At 69.3% G+C, this 19,906-nt stretch carries 21 protein-coding genes; 13 read left to right on the top strand and 8 right to left on the bottom strand.

Features of this window, described 5'->3' with window-relative positions; genetic code table 11:
- Positions 1–87 precede the first annotated feature (87 nt).
- The 4 genes from A5764_RS00420 to eccE all read left to right on the top strand — a co-directional run bounded on the left by A5764_RS00420 (position 88) and on the right by eccE (position 4,871).
- Positions 88–966, top strand: coding sequence for an ESX secretion-associated protein EspG (locus A5764_RS00420; RefSeq protein ID WP_067106827.1), 879 nt, complete (start codon positions 88–90; stop codon positions 964–966).
- Between the two features lie 82 nt (positions 967–1,048).
- On the top strand, positions 1,049–2,464 hold the full coding sequence (eccD, locus tag A5764_RS00425) for a type VII secretion integral membrane protein EccD (RefSeq protein ID WP_156664438.1): 1,416 nt from the start codon (positions 1,049–1,051) through the stop codon (positions 2,462–2,464).
- On the top strand, positions 2,461–3,882 hold the full coding sequence (gene mycP / locus A5764_RS00430) for a type VII secretion-associated serine protease mycosin (protein ID WP_067106834.1): 1,422 nt from the start codon (positions 2,461–2,463) through the stop codon (positions 3,880–3,882). Before eccD ends, mycP begins: the two co-directional genes overlap by 4 nt.
- A complete protein-coding gene (gene eccE, locus A5764_RS00435) occupies positions 3,879–4,871 on the top strand; it encodes a type VII secretion protein EccE (RefSeq protein ID WP_067106837.1) in 993 nt (330 codons plus the stop codon). Before mycP ends, eccE begins: the two co-directional genes overlap by 4 nt.
- Here the strand turns inward: eccE and A5764_RS00440 are convergent.
- Complete coding sequence (locus A5764_RS00440; protein WP_067106841.1) at positions 4,861–6,051, bottom strand: S9 family peptidase; 1,191 nt, start codon at positions 6,049–6,051, stop codon at positions 4,861–4,863. The genes eccE and A5764_RS00440 overlap by 11 nt on opposite strands.
- Positions 6,052–6,150: 99 nt before the next feature.
- Between A5764_RS00440 and A5764_RS00445 the strand changes: the two genes are divergently transcribed.
- Entirely contained in the window at positions 6,151–6,936 is a 786-nt protein-coding gene (locus tag A5764_RS00445) for a trans-aconitate 2-methyltransferase (RefSeq protein WP_067106846.1), read from the top strand.
- Here A5764_RS00445 and A5764_RS00450 read toward each other — a convergent pair whose 3' ends face one another.
- Together A5764_RS00450 and bluB are read right to left on the bottom strand one after the other, a co-directional pair.
- Positions 6,937–8,319, bottom strand: coding sequence for a sulfatase (locus A5764_RS00450; RefSeq protein WP_067106848.1), 1,383 nt, complete (start codon positions 8,317–8,319; stop codon positions 6,937–6,939).
- 41 nt (positions 8,320–8,360) lie between these two features.
- Positions 8,361–9,029, bottom strand: a complete 669-nt coding sequence (gene bluB, locus A5764_RS00455; RefSeq protein ID WP_067106850.1) for a 5,6-dimethylbenzimidazole synthase — start codon at positions 9,027–9,029, stop codon at positions 8,361–8,363.
- An 80-nt stretch (positions 9,030–9,109) separates the two neighbouring features.
- Between bluB and A5764_RS00460 the strand changes: the two genes are divergently transcribed.
- A complete protein-coding gene (locus A5764_RS00460) occupies positions 9,110–9,382 on the top strand; it encodes a hypothetical protein (protein WP_067106853.1) in 273 nt (90 codons plus the stop codon).
- Here the strand turns inward: A5764_RS00460 and A5764_RS00465 are convergent.
- A complete protein-coding gene (locus A5764_RS00465) occupies positions 9,366–9,848 on the bottom strand; it encodes a hypothetical protein (protein WP_067106856.1) in 483 nt (160 codons plus the stop codon). The genes A5764_RS00460 and A5764_RS00465 overlap by 17 nt on opposite strands.
- 59 nt (positions 9,849–9,907) lie before the next feature.
- Between A5764_RS00465 and A5764_RS00470 the strand changes: the two genes are divergently transcribed.
- Both A5764_RS00470 and A5764_RS00475 read left to right on the top strand, forming a co-directional pair.
- On the top strand, positions 9,908–10,600 hold the full coding sequence (locus tag A5764_RS00470) for a phosphatase PAP2 family protein (RefSeq protein ID WP_067106859.1): 693 nt from the start codon (positions 9,908–9,910) through the stop codon (positions 10,598–10,600).
- A 45-nt stretch (positions 10,601–10,645) separates the two neighbouring features.
- Complete coding sequence (locus A5764_RS00475; protein WP_067106861.1) at positions 10,646–11,299, top strand: L,D-transpeptidase; 654 nt, start codon at positions 10,646–10,648, stop codon at positions 11,297–11,299.
- Here the strand turns inward: A5764_RS00475 and A5764_RS00480 are convergent.
- Positions 11,292–11,783 (bottom strand): nuclear transport factor 2 family protein, encoded by a 492-nt coding sequence (locus A5764_RS00480; RefSeq protein ID WP_067106865.1) that lies wholly within the window; start codon positions 11,781–11,783, stop codon positions 11,292–11,294. The two genes, A5764_RS00475 and A5764_RS00480, sit on opposite strands and share 8 nt — an antisense overlap.
- Entirely contained in the window at positions 11,770–12,390 is a 621-nt protein-coding gene (locus A5764_RS00485; protein ID WP_067106868.1) for a TetR/AcrR family transcriptional regulator, read from the bottom strand. Before A5764_RS00485 ends, A5764_RS00480 begins: the two co-directional genes overlap by 14 nt.
- Before the next feature lie 38 nt (positions 12,391–12,428).
- Here A5764_RS00485 and A5764_RS00490 point away from each other — a divergent pair, with 38 nt between their 5' ends.
- From A5764_RS00490 to A5764_RS00505, 4 genes are all read left to right on the top strand, one after another.
- Positions 12,429–13,649: a hypothetical protein gene (locus tag A5764_RS00490; RefSeq protein ID WP_156664437.1), complete on the top strand. Its 1,221-nt coding sequence runs from the start codon at positions 12,429–12,431 to the stop codon at positions 13,647–13,649.
- Positions 13,650–13,815: 166 nt separating this feature from the next.
- Positions 13,816–15,498: an Hsp70 family protein gene (locus tag A5764_RS00495; RefSeq protein ID WP_067106874.1), complete on the top strand. Its 1,683-nt coding sequence runs from the start codon at positions 13,816–13,818 to the stop codon at positions 15,496–15,498.
- A 168-nt stretch (positions 15,499–15,666) separates the two neighbouring features.
- Positions 15,667–17,088, top strand: a complete 1,422-nt coding sequence (locus tag A5764_RS00500; RefSeq protein WP_067106877.1) for a hypothetical protein — start codon at positions 15,667–15,669, stop codon at positions 17,086–17,088.
- Positions 17,089–17,168: 80 nt separating this feature from the next.
- Complete coding sequence (locus A5764_RS00505; RefSeq protein ID WP_067106879.1) at positions 17,169–17,567, top strand: hypothetical protein; 399 nt, start codon at positions 17,169–17,171, stop codon at positions 17,565–17,567.
- Positions 17,568–17,582: 15 nt separating this feature from the next.
- Here A5764_RS00505 and A5764_RS00510 read toward each other — a convergent pair whose 3' ends face one another.
- Positions 17,583–18,287 (bottom strand): DUF3060 domain-containing protein, encoded by a 705-nt coding sequence (locus tag A5764_RS00510; RefSeq protein WP_067106881.1) that lies wholly within the window; start codon positions 18,285–18,287, stop codon positions 17,583–17,585.
- A gap of 46 nt (positions 18,288–18,333) precedes the next feature.
- On the opposite strand from A5764_RS00510, the gene A5764_RS00515 reads away from it, so the two are divergent.
- Positions 18,334–19,371, top strand: coding sequence for an NADP-dependent oxidoreductase (locus A5764_RS00515; RefSeq protein ID WP_067106884.1), 1,038 nt, complete (start codon positions 18,334–18,336; stop codon positions 19,369–19,371).
- Here the strand turns inward: A5764_RS00515 and A5764_RS00520 are convergent.
- Complete coding sequence (locus A5764_RS00520) at positions 19,368–19,796, bottom strand: hypothetical protein (protein ID WP_231989562.1); 429 nt, start codon at positions 19,794–19,796, stop codon at positions 19,368–19,370. The two genes, A5764_RS00515 and A5764_RS00520, sit on opposite strands and share 4 nt — an antisense overlap.
- Between the last annotated feature and the right edge of the window lie 110 nt (positions 19,797–19,906).

Raw genomic sequence — 19,906 nt, forward strand, 5'->3', positions numbered from 1 at the left:
TGGCCAGCACCCATGACTCCAACACGCTGGCCATGTACGCCCGCGACACGGCCGAAGCCGCCAAATGGGGCGGCTAGTTTTGCCCTGATGAGCACCGAACCCAACGCCGTCGAGCTGACGGTCGACCAGGCGTGGTTCATCGCGGAAACCATTGGGGCCGGAACCTTCCCGTGGGTACTCGCGATCACCACGCCGTATTCTGACGCCGCGCAGCGGAAAGCGTTCTTCGATCGTCAGCGGGCCGACCTGACCCGGATGGGTCTGGTGTCAGAAGGCGGTGTCGTCAACCCGGCGGTCGCCGGCTGGATCAGAGTGGTGTGCTTTCCGGACCGGTGGCTCGACCTGCGCTATGTGGGACCCGCGGCGGCCGCCGGCACCGGCGAGCTGCTGCGCGGCGTGGTCGCGCTGCGTGCCGGCGCCACCGGGAGGCCCCCAGAAACCGTGGTCGCATTGCGCAGCGCGCAGCTGATCACTTTTACCGCCATGGACATCGACGACCCACGCGCGCTGGTTTCGGTCCTCGGGGTCGGGCTGGCGCAGCGGGCGCCGGCGCGATTCGACGAGTTCAGCATGCCAATGCGCGTCGGGGCCCGGGCCGACGAGCGGCTGCGGTCTGGCGCCGCCTTGGCCGAAGTCCTTGAGTACCTGGGTATCCCGGCATCGGCACGGCCGGTTGTGGAGTCGGTGTTCGACGGTCCGCGCAGCTACGTCGAAATCGTCGCCGGCTGCCGCCGTAATGGGCGGCACGCCACCACGGAGGTCGGGATGAGCATTGTCGACACCACCGCGGGACGGGTGCTGGTCAGCCCGTCGCGTGCGTTCGACGGCGAGTGGGTGTCGACATTCAGCCCGGGGACACCCTTTGCGATCGCCGTCGCGATCGAACAACTGACCGCCTTATTGCCGGACGATCAGTGGTTCGCCGGCCAGCGGCTGCACCGAGATTTCTCCGCCCAACACGCATAACCCACCAAGATAGAGAAGAGAGAACCATGTCCCAGGAACGGACCGAGCATTCTTCGAGGGTCCAGTGACGTCCGGCGCCGTCATGCCGATCGTCCGCGTGGCAATCCTCGCGGACACCAGGCTGACGGAGATGGCGCTGCCGACCGAGCTACCGCTGCGCGAAATCCTGCCCGCGGTAAGGCGTTTGGCGGCTCCCTCGGCCACGAATGGTGACGGAGACGACACCCTGGGCACCCATGACATCGGCGCGGCTGCCCAGCTGAGCCTGGCGCCCATCGGTGGCGCGCCGTTCAGCCTGGACGCCAGCCTGGACACCGTCGGAGTGGTCGATGGTGACCTGCTGGCGCTGCAGCCGGTACCCGCCGGTCCCGCCGCGCCGGGCATCGTCGAGGACATCGCCGATGCGGCGATGATCTTCTCGACCTCGCGGTTGAAGCCCTGGGGTATAGCCCATATCCAGCGTGGTGCGCTGGCCGCGGCGATCGCCGTGACATTCCTGGTGACCGGTCTGTGCGTCACCTACCGGGTCGCCACCGGCGCGCTGTCCGGGCTGATCGCCGTCAGTGTGATCGCCGCACTCACCGCGCTCGCCGGCTTGCTGATCACGCCGCGTTCCGCGCGCACCGGGATGGCGCTGTCGATTGCGGCGCTGGTCCCGATCGGCGCCGCCTTGGCGCTGGCGGTACCCGGGAAATTCGGGCCGGCGCAACTGGTGCTGGCCGCCGCCGGCGTCACCGCGTGGTCGCTGATCGCCCTGATGGTTCCCGGTCCCGGGCGGGAAAGTATCGTCGGTGTGTTTACCACGACCGCGGTAACCGGGGCCGGTGTGCTGCTGGCCGCCGGCGCCGAACTGCTTTGGCACCTACCGATATTGAGTATTGGATGTGGTCTCATCGCGGCGGCCCTGCTGGTCACCATCGAGGCGGCCCAGCTGTCTGCGCTGTGGGCACGCTTCCCGCTGCCGGTCATCCCGGCGCCCGGCGACCCCACGCCGTCGGCACCGTCGCTACCGCTGCTCGAGGACCTGCCGCGGCGGGTGCGGATCGGCGACGCCCATCAGAGCGGATTCATCGCCGCCGCGGTCTTGCTCAGCGTCCTGGGTTCGGTGGCGATCGCGCTGCGTCCCGAGGCATTGGCGATTGTGGGCTGGTATGTGGTTGCGGCAACCGCGGCGGCGTCCATCCTGCGTGCCCGAGTGTGGGATTCGGCCGCTTGCAAGGCCTGGCTGCTCGCTCAGCCCTACCTGGTCGCGGGTGTCCTCCTGGTGCTCTACACCGCGACCGGACGCTATTCCGCCGCCATCGGTGCCGCGCTGGTGCTCGTCGCGCTGGCTTCCGTGTGGGTGGTGGTGGCGCTGAACCCACGCGTCGCCGCGCCCGACAGCTATTCGCTGCCGGTGCGCCGGCTGGTGGGCTTCGTCGGGGCCGGTTTGGATGCTTCACTGATCCCGGTCATGGCGTACCTGGTCGGTCTCTTCACCTTGGTGCTCAATCGATGAGGAGGGCCGGACCCCAAGCCGGGTCAGCCTGCCTCGCAGCGGCCTTGGTCTGTCTGCAGGCTGGGGCCATGTGGGCCTGTCCGTCGGCGTTCGCAATCGATCAGCCGAAGGTGGATCCGGGCCTGCCGCCGCCCAGCGGAACGCCGGGACCAGGCCAGCCGATGGAACAGCGCGGCCCGTGCAGCACCTCCGGCGTCATCCCGGGCAGCGATCCGGCCGCGGTGACACCCGGCCAGGCGATGCTGAACCTTCCTGCGGCGTGGCAGTTTTCCCGCGGCGACGGCCAGCTGGTGGCGGTCCTCGACACCGGGGTGCGGCCGGGCCCGCGGCTGCCCAACGTCGACCCCGGGGGTGATTTCGTCGAGACGACCGACGGCCTCACCGACTGCGACGGGCACGGCACGCTGGTCGCCGGAATCATCGCCGGCCAGCCCGGCGACGACGGGTTCGCGGGGGTGGCACCCGCGGCACGGCTGCTGTCGATCAGGACGACGTCCGACAAGTTCTCGCCGCGAACGCCGGGCGGCGATCCGCTTTTGGGGCGGGCGGCCTTCGACGTCGCGACGCTGGCCCGGGCGATCGTGCATGCGGCCGACCTCGGCGCCCGGGTGATCAACGTCTCCGAGGTAACCTGCCTGCCGTGGGACCGGACCGTCGACCAGGCGGCGCTGGGCGCGGCGCTCCGGTATGCGGCGGTGGACAAGGACGCGGTGATCGTGGCCGCCGCGGGCAACACCGGATCGACCGGATCCGTCGCCGGCGGATCCTCGTGCGAGTCCAATCAGCTCACCGACCTCAGCCGTCCGGACGACCCGCGTAACTGGGCGGGCGTCACGTCGGTCTCCATCCCCTCATGGTGGCAGCCGTATGTGCTGTCGGCGGCGTCCCTGACACCGGACGGGCAACCGTCGAAATTCACCATGGCCGGCCCGTGGGTGGGCATCGCGGCTCCGGGCGAAAACGTCGTGTCGGTAAGCAACCGCGACGGCGGCAGCCTGGGCGGTCTTGCTAATGGCCTGCCCGACGCCCACCAGCAGCTGGTCGCGCTGAGCGGCACCAGCTACGCGGCCGGCTACGTGTCCGGCGTCGCGGCGCTGGTCCGCAGCAAGTATCCCCAGCTGACCGCCCCGCAGGTGGTGCGTCGCATCACCGCAACCGCGCACAACGGCGCCCGGGCGCCCTCCAACGTCGTCGGCGCCGGCAGCGTGGACCCGGTCGCAGCGCTGACGTGGGACCTGCCCCGCAGCAACCGACCCGAGGTGGCCCCGGCGAAGCCGGTCGCCGTTCCGCCGGCACCGGCGCCCACGGACACCACACCGCGGACCGTCGCATTGCTCGGGACCGCCGCACTGGCTTTGGTTGTGGCGGCTGCCGCCGCGATTGCTGCGGTTGCCCGTAGAAAGGAGCCCACCCCGTGAGCAGCTCGATACCGATTCCAGGTCCCGGCAGAATCACACTGGCGCTGCTGGCCGTGGTGCCCGCGGCGATGGCCTATCCCTGGCGATCGCCGCGCGACTACTGGCTGCTCGGCATCGCCGTGGTCGTCGTCGTCCTGCTGTTCGGCTGGTGGCGCGGTTTGCACCTCACCACGATCGTGGGCCGCCGCCTGGCCATCATGCGCCGAAGCAGCGGGTTCGTACCCGAATCCGGCTCCGGCACAAAGGCGACCGCGTTGCTGCGGCTGGGCCCGCCCGCCGCCGACTCCGATGTGCTCCCGCTGCCGCTGGTCGCCGGGTACCTGGACCGCTACGGCGTCCGCGCCGACAAGATCCGAATCACCAGCCGCGACAACGCATCCGACGAGTCACGGCGCGAGACCTGGATCGGGATCACGGTATCGGCTGCCGACAATTTGGCGGCGCTGCGGGCCCGCTCGCCACGGATCCCGCTGCAGGAAACCGCCCAGGTCGTCGCCCGCCGGCTGGCCGACCATCTTCGTGAGATCGGCTGGGAGGCAAGCACCGTCGCGCCCGACGAGGTGCCGCGCCTGGTTGCACCTGACGCCCGCGAAACGTGGCGCGGCGTGCAGCGGGGCGCCTCGGATTACGTTGCGGCATACCAGGTTCAGGTCGATGACCGGCTGGCGGAGACGTTCGACGCGATCCGGTCGCACCCCTCGCGCGAGACCTGCACGGCACTCGAGATCGCCGGGAACGGAACCAACAACACCGTCGCGGCCGCGTGTGCGTTCCTGACCGACACGCCCCCGGCGTCGGCGGCACCGCTGGCCGGGCTGACCCCGCAGCGCGGCAACCACCTGCCCGCGCTGACGGCGTTGGACCTGTCGTCGGCGCAGCGCCTCGACGGACACGCCGATGCGCCCGCCGGCTTGCTGGCACAACTGGTCTGGCCCACTCCGGAGGCCGGCGCCCATCGGGCACCGGTGGCCGAATTCGCTAGAACATGACGCCGCGCAGGAACTGTGTCATCCGGCGCAGATAGTCCAGCTGGCTCACGTGCAGCACGTGGCTGCCGGGAAACCAGTGCAGCGCGCAGCGATCCCAATGCTCCCAAAGCATTACGGCCTGACCGGGCGTGGCCATCCGATCGCCGAGGCCGGTGATGATCATCCGGCGGTCCTTTTGCACCCGCGGCCGGTAGGTCAGCGGGGAGTGGTAGGACAGCCCGGCCATCAGCTCGTCGCGGCCGATGTTCGACAACCGCAGCCCGAGCCCCATCAGCGTGTTGGCGGGAAACCATTCGTGGAACATCGTCGCCGGGCTCACCACCGGGCAGTTCGGGATGACGGCCTCCAGCCGATCCTCGACCGAGGCCACCAGCGCCGAGGTGTAGCCGCCCAGTGAGATGCCGGTCAATGCGATGCGCTCGACGCCGGTGTGGCGCAAGTAGTCGACAATGGATCGGAAGTCATGCACGGCCTGTGCCATCGCCTCGGCGAAACCGCTGAGCCCGCCGGAGAAGTAGCCGAAACCGCTGAAGGGCGAGTACTTTTCGGCCCGCGGACCGTGAAACGGCAGCGTGTACATCAACACGTCGTAGCCCGACCGGTAGTACCACGGCAGCGTGAAGAACCGCCCGTTGGCCAGGTACGACGAACCCATGAAGCCGTGGATGACGCACAGCGTGGGGTGCGGTCCGTCGCCGTGGCGCCAGTGCTGCGCGTGCACCACGTTGTTGAGCCGCAACGCATTCCATCGTGAGCGCATCGCGGGATTGATCGCGCGGAAGCTGCTGGGGAACGAGATGTTGTCGACGGTGCCGTGGGCGAGCCCCTCCGCGAACCGATTGGCCGGCCGCGACGAGACCCGGGGCAACTCGGTAGGCGCGGGAAACGACTTCGCCGGATCCCGCTCGGCGCCCAGCTCGGCGTAGAAGGACAGGTTGGCGCGGTCACCGCCGGAGCGCACGGAGGTGGCGATGACGGCCGGCGTCACGGTGGCGGACAGCACCGAGGCGACCGCGGTGCGCAACGCCAGATCGGAGATCGAGGTCGCCTCGAGGACCGCCCGCTGACGAGGTGACAGCGCGGAGCGCGGCGGCAGCCCCTCGGCGCCGGCGGGTACGTCGGCGCCGGGAACATCGGGAAGGGGAATCGGGGGATCGGCCGAATCCAGATCGGGCGTCACAGACCCGATGCTAACCCCACTCGGTCGACGCGGGGGCGGCATGCGGTAATACGGTTTACCTATCGCCCGACTCGTGAAGGTTTGCTCAGGAGGATCGACATGTGGGATCCCGACGTCTACCTGGCCTTTGCTGACCATCGCAGCCGGCCGTTCTACGACCTGCTGTCGCGCGTCGGCGCCAACCGCGCGCGCCGGGTGGTCGACCTCGGCTGCGGGCCCGGCCACCTGACGCAGTACCTGGCCAAGCGCTGGCCGGACGCGGTGATCGAGGCGATGGACAGCTCGCCGGAGATGGTCGCCGCGGCCAAGGAACGCGGAATCGACGCCGTCATCGGCGACTTGCGCGACTGGAAGCCCAAGCCCGACACCGATGTGGTGGTCTGCAACGCGGCCCTGCATTGGGTGCCCGAGCATCCGGACCTGCTGGTCCGGTGGGCCGGCGAGTTGGCGCCCGGATCGTGGATCGGTGTGCAGATCCCCGGCAACTTCGAAACGCCCTCGCATGCCACGGTGCGGGCACTGGCCCGCCGTGAGCCGTACGCAAAGCTGATGCGCGACATACCTTTTCGCGTCGGTGCGGTGGTTCAGTCGCCGTTGCAATACGCGAATCTGCTGCTCGACGCCGGATGCAAGGTCGATGTCTGGGAGGCCACCTACCTGCACCAGCTGACCGGGGAGCATCCGGTGCTGGAATGGATCACCGGCACGGCGCTGGTCCCGGTGCGCGAGCGCCTCGACGAGGCGGGCTGGGAGCAGTTCCGCCAGGAGCTCATCCCGCTGCTCGACGACGCCTACCCGCCGCGCGCCGACGGCACGACGATCTTCCCGTTCCGGCGGGTGTTCATCGTCGCCCAGGTCGGTGACGGCCACCGCCCGGGCGGCTAGCTACTCCTCGATGCCGCGGTCGACGGCGATCGCCGACCGGCTGCTCGGCTTGCGGTGGTGAATCTGCAGATATGTTTCGGTGTAACGCAGCGCGATGCGGGAGCCGGCGAACTCCGACGGTATGACGTCGCCGGTGCGCTGGCGCCAATCATTAAGGAGCACAGCGAGATCGGCCGCGATCGCGTCCGCACCCGGGTCGTCGCCCGCCAATAGGTTGTGCGTCTCGGCGGGATCGCTGCGCAGGTCGTAGAGTTCGCGTTCCGGACGCGGCCCCGCGACGAGCGGTGCGACGGCCTGCCCGGACGGGCTTTCCTCGATGTCCCACGGCAGGTCGAGCAGCGGCCGCGCAACGTAGTTTTCGATGTAGCTGTACTCCTTGGTGCGGATCGCGCGGATGGGGTCGAACGAGTCGTGGTAGGTCTTGGTGGTGTAGACCTGCTCGCGCACGGGTTCGGCCGCCGGGTCGGAGGCCAGCAGCGCGCCGGCGTGGGATACGCCGTCGATGTCGGCCGGCACGTGCAGGCCCAACACCCCGAGCAGCGTCGGCACCAGGTCCACGCCGCTGAACAGTTCGTCGTAAACGCGCGGCGCCACGCCTCGGCCGGTGGGCGGGCGGATGATCACCCCGATGCCGGTTCCGGCGTCGTAGAGCGTCGATTTCGCGCGTGGAAACGCCGGGCCGTGATCGGTGAAGAACACCACCCAGGTGTTGGCATCCAGCCCCGTGTCGGCGAGGGTGTCCAGCAGCCGCCCCACCGCGGCATCGGCACTGGCTATCGCCCCGTAGAAGTCGGCGAGGTCGCCGCGCACCTCGGCGGTGTCGGGCAGATAGTCGGGAACGTCGACGGCCGCGCTGTCGGCCGGCTCGTAGCGGTCCCGCGGGTAGGGCCGGTGTGTCTCGAAGAACCCCGCGGTCAACAGAAACGGCTGTTTCCCAAAGTTCTCGGCGCTATCCCGGAGCCATTCTGAGGCCTTGTCCACCACGTACTCGCAGTAGGAGTTCGACACATCGAACTCGTCGAACCCGAGCCGCTTCGGGTACGACGTCTCGTGTTGCATGCCGAAAAGGGCCGAATGCCAACCGGATTCCGACAGGATCTGAGGCAGGGTGCGCACGCCGCTGCGGTATTCCCAGCCGTGGTGGGCCAGGCCCACCAGCCCATTGGTCTGCGGGTAACGGCCGGTGAACAGCGATCCGCGCGACGGAGAGCACAGCGGCGCCGTGGCATGCGCCCGGGTGAACAGGATGCCCTCGGCGGCAAGCCGGTCCAGTCGCGGGCTGGACACGTCCGCGTGACCGTAGGCGCCAAACTGCCGCCCTAGGTCGTGCCAGTGCACGATCAGGACGTTCTCTTCGGCGTCTTTGACGCCCTCAGCCGTCATGGGGTCACCTCGACCGGCGACGATACCGCAGCGCCCGGGCGCTACGGAGCTGCGTCCAGCGACGCTGGAGCCCATCGGTTCTCGGAGACGAACTCCGACAGCGGGCGCGGGTAGGCCCACCCGTCGAGCTCCAAGGCCGGCCGATCCGGGAACTCGGGCACCGGCCCCAGGCACAGGATGGCCACCGGCTCGGCGTCGGCGGGCATCGCCAGCAGCGCCGCCAACCGTTGCGGGTCGAACAGCGAAACCCAACCCATGCCGAGGCCTTCGGAGCGCGCGGCCAGCCACAGGTTCTGGATCGCGCACGACACCGACGCGAGGTCCATCTGCGGCAGCGTGCGCCGGCCGAACACGTGCTGGTCGCGGTTGTCGCACAGGGCGACGACGAAGAGCTCGGCGCACTCGAGAATGCCCTCGACCTTGAGCGCCAGAAACTCCTCGGCCCGCTCGCCGAGGGCCGCGGCGGTCAGCGGGCGTTCTTCGTCGACGAGCGCGTGGATGCGCCGCCGCAGCGAGTCGTCGGTGATCCGGATGAAGCGCCAGGGCTGCATCAGGCCCACGCTGGGCGCGGCGTGCGCGGCCTGCAACAACCGCGCCAGCACCTCCTCGCCCACCACGCCGCCCGCCACGAACCGGCGCATGTCGCGCCGCTCGGAGATCACCCGATAGACGGCCCGCCGCTCCTGGGGGCTGAACGCCTGATCGGTCACAGGGCCATCGTAGAGAGAGCGGCAAAATCCGCGTTAGCGTGAACGTGTCCTGTGGCCACACCCGCCGAAGGGAGCGTTTTGTGAAGGTTTCCGACGTGTTCGACCAGCTGCCCAGCGACGGCGTCTACGGCGAGCCTTACCAGACCGCCGACGGCACCACCGTGATCCCCGTCGCCAAACCGCTCGGCGTGTTCGTCGTGCGCGGGGGCGAGGCCACCTGGGTGCCCGCCGTCGACAACAACCGGATCGCGCTGATCGGCGTGCTCACCGGCCTGCTGGCCGCGGTGATCGGCACCCTGGCGGTGCTCCGGCAGCCACCCTGGCCGCTGATCACGATCACGGAGAATAGGTAACGCCGACCGCGCGGAAGACGTACTCGGGTGGCATGTCGAAGGCCAGCGACCGCCGCGGCAAGCCCGCGAGCACATCGGCCGGGATCGCCGCCTTGTAATGCAGGGACAGCTCGCCGCTGAACTTCTCGTCCACCTCGGCGACATCGACGTCGGCCTGCAATCCGGCTGACGAAATCTCCACCCTCGCCGCGCCGGTCTGCGGCGCGTCCCAGCGCACGTTGACGGTCGGGCCGGCCAGCTTGGGCAGCATGGACAGCGTCGCCAGCACCCGCTCGGAGGTGAAAACCAGCGAACCCGAGTAGCTGGCCACGCTGTGCGGCGCCCGCACCCCGGGGATGACGCCACTGAATCGCCGGGTCACCGCAACGTAGTCGGCGAGGTAGATGAGGCCCTCGGCCTCGACCTGAGCGTGCAGGTCGTCGGGTAGCTTGCCGATGCCGAACAACTTCCGGACGAAGACCGCCATAACGCCAGTATGACCGCGCGCCGCGTCGGCGCCGCGCCGATGCTGGTATCGGTGGTGGGATGAGCCGACAGCGGAGGGCCCTCGCGGTTTCGGTGGCCTTGTCTTTGGCGGGGGCCGCCGTCCTGGTCTATGCGGTCATGTGGGTGGGCTACCGCCAGGGCTGGAGCTGGCTGCATCGATTCGATTGGTCGTTGCTGAACGCCTCGCGCGACGTCGCCGTCAAGCATCCGGTGTGGGTGCGGTTCTGGGGCGGCGTGTCGTTTGCGCTGGGGCCGGTTCCGTTGCGGTTGCTGGGCACCGCCGCTGCGGTGGCCGCGCTGATGCAGCGCAAGGTGCGGGCGGCGCTGACGCTGCTGGCGTGTGCGCCGCTGAGCGGGCTGGTGACGACGGCGGCCAAGGACCTGGCCGACCGGCCGCGACCGTCGACCATGCTGGTGGCCCCGCCGTCCACGTCGTTTCCCTCGGGGCATGCGCTCGAGGCGACGGCCGCCCTGCTCGCGCTGCTGAGCTTCCTGCTGCCGATGGTGAGCCGGGCGGCGGGCCGCGCCGCGATCGCGCTGACGGCGCTGAGCCTGCTGGCGGTCGGGGTGGCCAGAGTCGCCTTGAACGTGCACTACCCGTCCGATGTGCTGGCCGGCTGGTCGCTGGGATACCTGTATTTCCTGTTGTGCCTGTTGGTTTTTCGGCCCGCGCCGGGAGCGCCGGCCGAACGCGCGCCGGTGGTCACGGCGCGGTTACCCAACCGGGTCTAAAGCTTTACTTGACCATGAGGCTGGCGCGGCCCGACGATTGAACCCATGCGCCGACTGCTAGCTTCGCTGTGCGCTGTGGCGTGCCTGATCGGCGCTTGGATTGCGCTGGCACCGGTGAGCGGGGCTGCCACACCGTGGTTCGCGAACTCGGTTGGCAATGCGGCGCAGGTGGTTTCGGTGGTCAGCACCGGCGGTTCGAACGCGAAGATGGACATCTACCAGCGCAGCGCGGCCGGTTGGCAGGCGCTGGTGAACGGCATTCCCACGCACGTCGGTTCGGCGGGCATGGCGCCGCAGGCGCGTAGCGGCGTGCCGGCCACCCCGATGGGGGTGTACACCCTCGACTCCGCCTTCGGCACGGCACCGAATCCCGGTGGGGGACTGCCGTATACGCAAGTCGGGCCGACCCACTGGTGGAGCGGCGACGACCATAGCCCGACCTTCAACAGCATGCAGGTGTGTCAGAAGGCCCAGTGCCCGTTCAGCACGGCCGCCAGCGAGAACCTCGACATCCCGCAGTACAAGCACGCGGTGGTGATGGGAGTCAACAAGAACAAGACCCCGGGCGGCGGTTCGGCGTTTTTCTTCCACACCACCGACGGGGCCCCCACCGAGGGCTGCGTGGCCATCGACGATGCCACGCTGGTGCAGATCATCCGTTGGTTGCGGCCCGGTTCGGTGATCGCGATTACTAAGTAGCCAAGGCGCGACCGGGCTTGACCTTGAAGTCCATGCCCGCCAACGACATTGTGGCGTCATAGGTCCTGTCGTAGCCGGTCCCGCTGATCTTCCAGCTGGTCTCGGTGCGCCGGTAGGAGTCGCGGTAGAAGGCGGCGCCGATCAGCATGAAATTGAAATCGGCGACGATGACCCTCTCCTGCAGATACCAGCTGCCCGTTGCGGTGTCGCCGGTCACGGTGATGTCCGGATGGGTCACCCGGTGTTCGGTGATGACGTTGGGGCCGAGCGACGTCCGCATGTAGTCGACCAGCTCTGTGCGGTTGGTGAAGTGCAACTCGTTGCCGATCGACGGGCCGTAGTCGGCCTTGATGTCCTCGGCTAAGGTGTCGGCGAAATCGTCCCAGTGCTTGGTGTCCAGCGCGCGCAGGTAGCGGTACTTCACCTGCTTGATGGCTTCGATGTCGACGAGATCTTGAGGGGTCATCCCGTCATTGCAGCACACGGGTGACCATGTCGATCAGGGCGCGTCGTTCCAGGCTCCAGTCGACGGCGCTCCCGGTGACCATCTGCGCGAGGACCACACCCCGCAGCGTGGCCCAGATGACCTCGGCGACACCGGCGTTGGACGGATCGCCGGTGATCAGCCGGCCGAGCTCGCCGATGGCCGAGTTCATCTCGAGCAGGTGACGCCGCGACGGGGAGCCCGGGCCGCCGCGGGTGGCGCGCAGGATTTCGAAGGCGGCCATCGACGTCGGGCTGCTGTAACAGCTCCACGCGGTGTCGACGACGACCTCGATGCGTTCGCGCAGAGGGAGTTCGCTGACGTCGGCCGACGACAGGCTCTCGATCAGTCTGGCCACCCCGTCGTCGACGACGGCCATCAGCATGCCGTTGCGGTCCCCGAAGTGGTACTGGATGACGCCCCATGTCACCCCGGCGCGTTCGGCCACGTGCTTGGCGGTCGCGGCGGCAAACCCTTCCTCCACGATGCAGCGGACCGTCTCGTCGATGATCCTGCCGCGGGTGTCATCGCCGCGTTTTCGCGGCGCGCTGGTGCGCCGGGTAGGCGTGGCCGGGCGCCGGGGGACGTGGCCTGCGGAAATGGTCATTGTTGACTTTATAACATAGTCGGATCTATTTTTGGGCGGTGAGCCGATACGCGCGGTTGTCTCGTCCGGAGCTTGCCGTCCTGGTGCCCGAACTCCTTCTGGTCGGGCACATGATCGACCGCTCCGGCATGGCCTGGTGCATCCAGGAATTCGGCCGCGAAGAGATGGTGCAGATCGCCATCGAGGAGTGGGCGGGCGCCAGCCCGGTCTACACCAAGCGCATGCAGCGGGCGCTCAACTTCGAGGGCGACGACGTGCCCACCATCTTCAAGGGGCTGCAGCTCGACATCGGCGCCCCGCCGCAATTCATGGATTTCCGCTACACCATCCACGACCGTTGGCACGGCGAGTTCCACCTCGATCACTGCGGCGCGCTGCTCGACGTGGAGCCGATGGGCGACGACTACGTGTTCGGGATGTGTCACACCATCGAGGATCCGACGTTCGACGCCACCGCCGTGGCGACCAACCCGCGCGCGCAGATGCGTCCCATCCACCGCCCGCCGCGGGTGCCCTCGGATCGGCATCCGCACTGCGCCTGGACCGTCACCATCGACGAGTCCTACCCGGAGGCCAAGGGCATTCCGGCGCTCGACACCGTCCGCCAAACCCGCGCCGCCGCATGGGAATTGGATCCCGTCGAGCGGTCCGAGGAGGGCCAGGCCGACTACTCGGGGCCGTTGCTGTCCGATCTGGACTTCGGCGCGTTCTCGCACTCGGCGCTGGTCCGGATGGCCGACGAGGTCTGCCTGCAGATGCATTTGCTCTACCTGTCGTTTGCCATCGCGGTGCGCAAGCGCGCGGCCGACGACGCCCAGGCCGCCTCGGTCGGCACCCGGGGCCTGATCGGTCTGGCCGGGCTGGGCGCCGAGCGAATCCACCGCGCGCTGGGGTCACCCGCCGGGATCAACGGAGCGCGAACGGTGTTCGAGTTGCACCCGCTGCTCAACCCCGACGGCTACGTCGTGGCCGAAACCGCGGACAACCGGCTGAGCGTGCACCGGTCGCCGGCCCACGACGACGCGGCCTGGATATCGCTGTGTTCACCGGAATCGGTGCGGCCGCTGCAGGCGATCGCCACCGCCGTGGATCCGCGCCTCGAGGTCCGAGTTAGCGGGACGCCCACCGACTGGACCGCGGAACTGGTCGAGACCGATAGCCGGGCAGCCGAACTGCCAGAGGTAGCGGTGGCCAAGTTCAGTGGCGGGTCCACATTCCACTTCGAGCCGAGGCGTTCGCTGCCGCTGACCGTGGTGTAGACCCGGCGCGATTTGAACCCCTTTTGTCAATAGGGTCCTGGTCCCAATTCGGTGACACAACCGCATCGACGGCGTACCAATGGCATTGCAAGCCATCGGCTTTCCGCGTGTCCGCGGCTAGGGTTAACGCTGGCCACCGACTCCTATAGACGAAGGTTTTCGCTCTATGTACGACCCACTGGGGTTGTCGATCGGGACCACGAACCTGGTCGCTGCACGTAACGGAAGCCCGCCGGTTTCCCGGCGCGCCGTGCTGACCCTTTATCCGCACTGCGCGCCGAAAATCGGCCTGCCCCTGGAAGACAACGGGCATCCGCCCCTGAGCGAACCCGGCACGCTCATGCGGGGATTCGTCGAGCGCATCGGCGATTCGGTGGCGCTGGTGTCGCCCGACGGGTCCGCGCACGACCCGGACCTGCTGATGGTGGAAGCGCTCGACGCGATCGTCCGTACCGCCGGCGCGGACGTGGCCTCGTCGGAGATCTCCATCGCCGTTCCCGCGTACTGGAAGCCGGGCACGGTGCAGGCGCTGCGCAACGGTCTTCGAACACATTTGGGTTTCGTCCGCAGCGGTATGGCGCCCCGCCTGGTCTCCGACGCGATCGCGGCGCTGACCGCGGCGAATGCGGAGCTGTGCCTTGCGGCGACGGGCGTGGTCGGCCTGCTCGATTTCGGCGGCACCGGCACCTCGGCCACCCTGGTGAGCCTCGCTGGGGATTTCGAACTGGTCAGCCCGACAATGCGTTACGCGGCGTTCTCCGGCGACGAAATCGACCAGGCGCTGTTGCTCAAGGTCTTCGAGGAGCTCGGCCACGGCAGCGGGATCGACCCGGCCAGTACGGCCGCCGTCGGTCAACTCGGCCTGCTGCGAGAGCAGTGCCGCGAGGCCAAGGAGCGGTTATCCACCGAAACGGCGGCGGAATTCGCCGCCGAGCTCGGTGGGCGCAGGTGCACGATGAAGCTGACCCGAGACGAGCTCGGTGACCTGATCCACGACCGGCTCTCCGGCTTCATCTACGCGTTCGACGACATGCTGGCCCGACACAAGAAGAGCTGGGCAGACCTTTCGGCGGTGGTAACTGTCGGCGGCGGCGCCAGCATTCCGCTTGTCACCGAACGCCTTTCGGTGTATTCGCGCAGACCGGTGGTGAGCCCGTCGGAGCCGGCGCACGCGGCCGCCGCCGGCGCCCTGCTGCTGGCCGCGCGCGGCGAAGAGCTGGATCTGCGGACGCGCACGTCGATCGGCCTGCTCACGTCCGCGGCCGGGGAATTTGTCGAACTGCCGGCCGGCGATGTGCTGGTGATCGACGACGAGGCGCTGACCGATCGCGAATTGGCTTGGTCGCAAACCGAATACCCCGGCGACGTGCGGGTGCCCTACAGCCCCGCCGTCTTCGACGAAGACGGTCCGGCCGGCTGGTCGATGCGCCTGAACGTGATCGACCCGCCCCCGGCCCGGCCGTGGCGGCGGCTCCGGTTCTCGCAGCTGATCATCGGGATGTGCGCCGTGGTGGCCATGACCTCGATCGGCGGCGTGGCCTACACGCTGTCGGGCATCGAAAACCACCAGATCCCGCCGGCGCCCACCGTCGTGCCCGTGCCGGTGCCGCCGGTTAGCTCCTTGCTACCGACCTCGGTCCCCCCGCCGCCTTCGCCGCTGCCGCCGCCGCCGACGACGACACCCACGACCACCGTGCCGATGACGACGCAGTGGATCCATGTGCCGCTGCTACCGGTGCCGATACCCGTTCCGGTCCCGCAGAGCCAGGCCCCCCAGGCCCCCCAGTATCCGCAGTATCCGCAGTATCCGGGGAACTCGCAGAACCCCTTCCTGGGTCCGGGCTATTAGCCACGGGCCGCGTCGTGTGACGCCGGTCAACCAACGTAAATCAAGGGTCAATCGAGCCTGCGCGTCCGCCCGTACGGGGGTAGTTTGGTATCACCCAGTTCGGGCGGGGTCTGTTGTTGATGCCCTCATAGAGGGCGTAAAGCGACTTTGCGGACCTTGGAGGCGCAAGTGGACATCGTGCTCGGGGTGTCGATGGCCCCGACGACCGTCCGCCTGGTGCTCATTGAGGGCCAGGATGCCGACGGCGTCACTGTTGAGCAGGACGAATTCGAGGTAATCGCCGGCGACGAATCGGCGACTTCCAGCGGGCCCGACCAGGTGGTGGCCGCGATCGTGGGCACCCGGGAGGGCGCGGCCGAGGGCGGCTATCGGTTGAGCGCGACGGGGGTGACCTGGAGCGGCCCCGCCGAGGTGGGCGCGCTGCGGGAGGCGATCGCCTCCCGTGACCTCGGCAGCGTCAAGCTGGTCTCCCCGCTGCTCGCGGCGGCCGCGTTGGCGCAGACCGTCGGCCAGGCGATCGGCTACGCGCGGATCGCGATGTTGTTGGTCGAGCGCGACAGCGCGACGTTGGCCATTGTCGACGTGTCCGACGGTTCGATCGTCGACCTGCACCGGCGCCAGCTCGCCGGCGCCGATGCCGCCGAGCTGGCGGCCATGGTCGCCGGTCTGGACGCATCCGGCTCGGGTGCCGACGGCCTGTTCGTCGTCGGCTGCGGGTCCGACTGCCCGGTCGACGCGGTGACGATCAAGGCCACGCTCGAGGGGGCGACCGCGCTGGAAGTGATTTTGCCCGAGGAGCCGGACCTGGCGCTGGCGCGAGGCGCGGCGCTGGCATCGGCGAACGCGCCGCTGTTCGCGGCGTCGACGGCCGCCCTGGCGTACGCGCTGGATCCCGGTACCGGCGAAATCAATCCCCGCGCGCTCACACCCGCCTACCTGGACGTTTACGGCAATGCGGACCCGGTTGCCGGCGCGCTGGCCTACAGCGCCCTCGCGGACGACGCGGCGTACGGCGGTGAGCGCCCGCGGCGCCGCAGGCCGTTGGTGCTGGCCGGGGGCGCGCTGGCGGGAATCTCGGCCGTGGTGGCGGGCGCGCTGGTGGTTTCGCTGGCGTCGGACGCCGGCCCGGGGCGGCCGCCGCAGCCCGGCGCCGTCTCGCCGGCCGATCGAGTGCCGCCCCCGCAGGCGCAGCTGACCGCGCCCAGCCCGGCGCCGCCTCCGCCCGCGGTGGCCGCACCACCCGCACCGGCACCCGAGGCCGCCCCGCCGGCCCCACCTCCGCCGCCGCCCGCCGTGCAGCCGGCGCCGCAAACCGTGGCCAACGCCGCGCCACCCCCTCGACGCGTGCCCCAGCGGCGCGCGCCGGAATCGGTGCCGCCGCCCGCCGAACAGGCACCGGCGCCCGCGCCGGCCGCACCCGCGCCGGCCGCCCCGCCGCCGCCGGCCGCGGTGCCCGCGTCGCCCCCGCAGTATCAGGATCCGGCCAGGCCCCCGCTGACGATGTATTTGCACTTCCCATTCATCACGGTGCCGATCCCGATCAATCCACCACCGCCGCCCCCGCCGGCCCCGCCGCCAGGGGCCCCTTAGCCCTGCCACGGGAGTCCGTGGCAAAAGGTGCCGACTGAGCGCACACTGAGCAGTAACGCTGTGAGTGCAAGGAGGCCTGCGTGGGCGAGTACGGTGCGTTCGGGTTCGATCCCGACGAATTCGATCGGGTGATCAGGGAAGGCAGCGAGGGGCTGCGCGAGGTGTTCGAGCGAATCGGCAAATTCGTCACCGCCCCCGTGCCCGGGACAAGTTGGTCCACGTTCTTCGAGGACCTGTCGCGGCGGCCGCGCCACGCGCCGGAGACCGCCGGTGAGGCCGGCGATGGCGTGTGGGCCATTTACACCGTCGACGCCGGCGGCGGCGCCCACGTCGAACAAGTCTACGCGACCGAGCTCGACGCGCTGCGCGCCAACAAGAGCAACGTCGATCCCAAGCGCAAGGTGCGGTTCCTGCCCTACGGCATCGCGGTCAGCGTCCTCGACGACGATGTCGACGACGATTCGGAAGAGCCGGCCTAACCCGCCTTTCGGCGTTCAGCCCTGCTGCACCTGGTTCGATCCGCCGGCGTTGGTGATCTTCGGCGCGCCCGTGTGGTAGGTGATCTTGTTGTTGAATCCGGAGGCATCGATGGTGTCGACGGAATCGACGGTGATCGAGTTCTGCACGCCGGACACGGTGAGGCTGGTGCAGTGGCCGGTGATCACCACGGTGTTGGAAACCCCGCTGACGCTGACGATGTTGTCGTTGCAGGCGATCGTCCGGTTCTCGTTGACGCCGGACACGCTGACGTTGCCACCCGGCGGTGCGGTGGGCGACGTCGACGGCTTGGGTGTCTTGCTCCGGGTGGTCGACGGGACGGGGCGGCTCGGGGTGCTCGAGGAAGGGCCGAACGTCCCGGAGATGGTCGGCGGGGAGTTGATGACCGACCGGACACCGGAGAGCTGGTGGGCGGCGAAGGCGGCGATGCCCCCCGCGAGCGCGAGCAGCCCGACCACGATGAACGTGCCCAGGATCCACCAGGCGCGGTTGCCCGAGCGAGGTTTCGGCGGCGGCCCGGACAACGGGCCGCCATAGGTCCACGGGCTCGGCGGCGGGGGTGGCGGCCCGGCCGGGCCGGGCGGATAGGCGTAACCGCCGGGCGGCTGCTGTGGTGCCCCGAGTTCGGACGCGCGTGCCGTGTCGGCCAGGGGGCGCTCGAGTTCGCGGATCCGTTCTTCCGGGTCATCCTGCGAGTCCATGCAGAGATGCTCCCACCGGACGGTGCGGAATGGGTAGTTTCACATCGTGCCCGACTTGCCCAACCGCCAGATCGTATTGCGTCGCCGCCCGACCGGGCTGGTCCGGCCCGATGACACCGAGCTCGTCACCGCGCCGGCGCCCGAACCCGCCGAAGGCGAGGCGCTGCTCCGGACCACCTACGTGGGACTCGACGCCGCGGTCCGCACCTGGCTGAACGACCAACCGGGTTACCTGCCGCCCGTACAGCTGGGCGAGGTCATCCGGGCGGCGGGGATCGGGGAGGTGGTGGCGTCGCGCTGCGACGCCTTCGAGGTCGGCGACGTCGTCACCACGCTGACCGGCTTCCAGGAGTACGTGATCGTGCGCGACGACGTGTTCAGCACGCCCATTTCGGGCAAGGCCCATCCATCGGAGAAAGTCGACCAGCTGGCGGTGATGTCGGTCTACGGCCCGACCGGGGCCACCGCCTACATCGGGATGATGGACATCGGTCGGCCCCAGCCCGGGGAGACGGTGGTGGTGTCGGCCGCGGCGGGCGCCACCGGGTCGGTGGCCGGGCAGATCGCCAAGATCGCCGGCGCCCGGGCGGTGGGCATCGCGGGCGGCCCGGAGAAGTGCCGCGCGGTGGTCGAGGACTTCGGGTTCGACGCGTGCATCGACTACAAGAACGAGGACCTGCCGGCCGCGCTCAAACGGCATTGCCCGCAACGGGTCAACGTCTACTTCGACAACGTCGGGGGGCCGATCCTCGACGCGGTGCTGGGCCGCCTGGCCACCAAGGCGCGGGTGGTGCTGTGCGGCGTCGTCTCCAGCTACCTCAGCGGTGAGCACCCCGGACCGGCCAACTACGTGAACCTGTTGTCCAAGACCGCGTTGATGCAAGGCTTCAACGCGCTCGACGACTGGGGCCGCTTCGACGAGGCGTTCGCCGCGCTTCGCCAGTGGGAGCACGAGGGCCGGATCAAGCACCGGCAGACGGTCTTTGAGGGCGTCGACTCCTGTGTCGACGCCCTCAACGGCCTATTCACCGGGGCCAACATCGGCAAGATGCTGGTCAAGCTGAGCGACCCCGCTTCGGCTTAGTCCTCGCCGAGAACCCGGTGTAGCTCCTTCTTCGCCTCGGTCAGGGCTTCCAGCACCTTGGTCCGGGTCTCGGCCAGCCGCTCCTTCTGCTCGTCGGTGCCCGTCCAGGCGATGGTGCGGGACAGCCCGGCAACCTCGAAGAGCGTCCGGCGGATCTTGAAGACGTCGCCGAACTTGGCCGCCCGTCCCAGGAAGGCGTGCGCCGTTTCGCTGCTGACGCCCCGCCAAGCCAGCAGGTTCTGGCCCAGTTCGGTCAGGGTCGCCACGCCGTTGTCGACCGTCACGACGCCCCGCCCGGCCAGCACCCCGATCGCGAGCTCCGCCAGGTCCTGCGGCGGGGTGAACGCGCCCTCGGTCGCGTCGGATACCCGTTGCACAACCTGCGCGGCGTCGGCCGGCCCGTCGAGCAGCAGCGCCGCGGTCACGAACGCCGCGCGCTTGAGGCCGTGGGGGCCGCCGGGGCCGCAGCGCCGCCATCACGCGGTACAGCAGGAACCCCAGCGGCTCGTCGTCGGATTGACCCATGCACCACATG

The sequence above is a fragment of the Mycobacterium sp. 852002-51057_SCH5723018 genome, assembly GCF_001667035.1.
Taxonomy (GTDB): Bacteria; Actinomycetota; Actinomycetes; order Mycobacteriales; family Mycobacteriaceae; genus Mycobacterium.

Excerpts from the sequence above, each read along its gene's own strand:
- A5764_RS00420 (WP_067106827.1), top strand. The coding sequence starts at position 88 with ATGAGCACCGAACCCAACGCCGTCGAGCTGACGGTCGACCAGGCGTGG.
- A5764_RS00450 (WP_067106848.1), bottom strand. The coding sequence starts at position 8,319 with ATGACGGCTGAGGGCGTCAAAGACGCCGAAGAGAACGTCCTGATCGTG.
- A5764_RS00470 (WP_067106859.1), top strand. The coding sequence starts at position 9,908 with ATGAGCCGACAGCGGAGGGCCCTCGCGGTTTCGGTGGCCTTGTCTTTG.
- A5764_RS00445 (WP_067106846.1), top strand. The coding sequence starts at position 6,151 with ATGTGGGATCCCGACGTCTACCTGGCCTTTGCTGACCATCGCAGCCGG.
- A5764_RS00510 (WP_067106881.1), bottom strand. The coding sequence starts at position 18,287 with ATGGACTCGCAGGATGACCCGGAAGAACGGATCCGCGAACTCGAGCGC.
- A5764_RS00485 (WP_067106868.1), bottom strand. The coding sequence starts at position 12,390 with ATGACCATTTCCGCAGGCCACGTCCCCCGGCGCCCGGCCACGCCTACC.
- mycP (WP_067106834.1), top strand. The coding sequence starts at position 2,461 with ATGAGGAGGGCCGGACCCCAAGCCGGGTCAGCCTGCCTCGCAGCGGCC.
- A5764_RS00495 (WP_067106874.1), top strand. The coding sequence starts at position 13,816 with ATGTACGACCCACTGGGGTTGTCGATCGGGACCACGAACCTGGTCGCT.
- A5764_RS00475 (WP_067106861.1), top strand. The coding sequence starts at position 10,646 with ATGCGCCGACTGCTAGCTTCGCTGTGCGCTGTGGCGTGCCTGATCGGC.
- A5764_RS00465 (WP_067106856.1), bottom strand. The coding sequence starts at position 9,848 with ATGGCGGTCTTCGTCCGGAAGTTGTTCGGCATCGGCAAGCTACCCGAC.
- eccD (WP_156664438.1), top strand. The coding sequence starts at position 1,049 with ATGCCGATCGTCCGCGTGGCAATCCTCGCGGACACCAGGCTGACGGAG.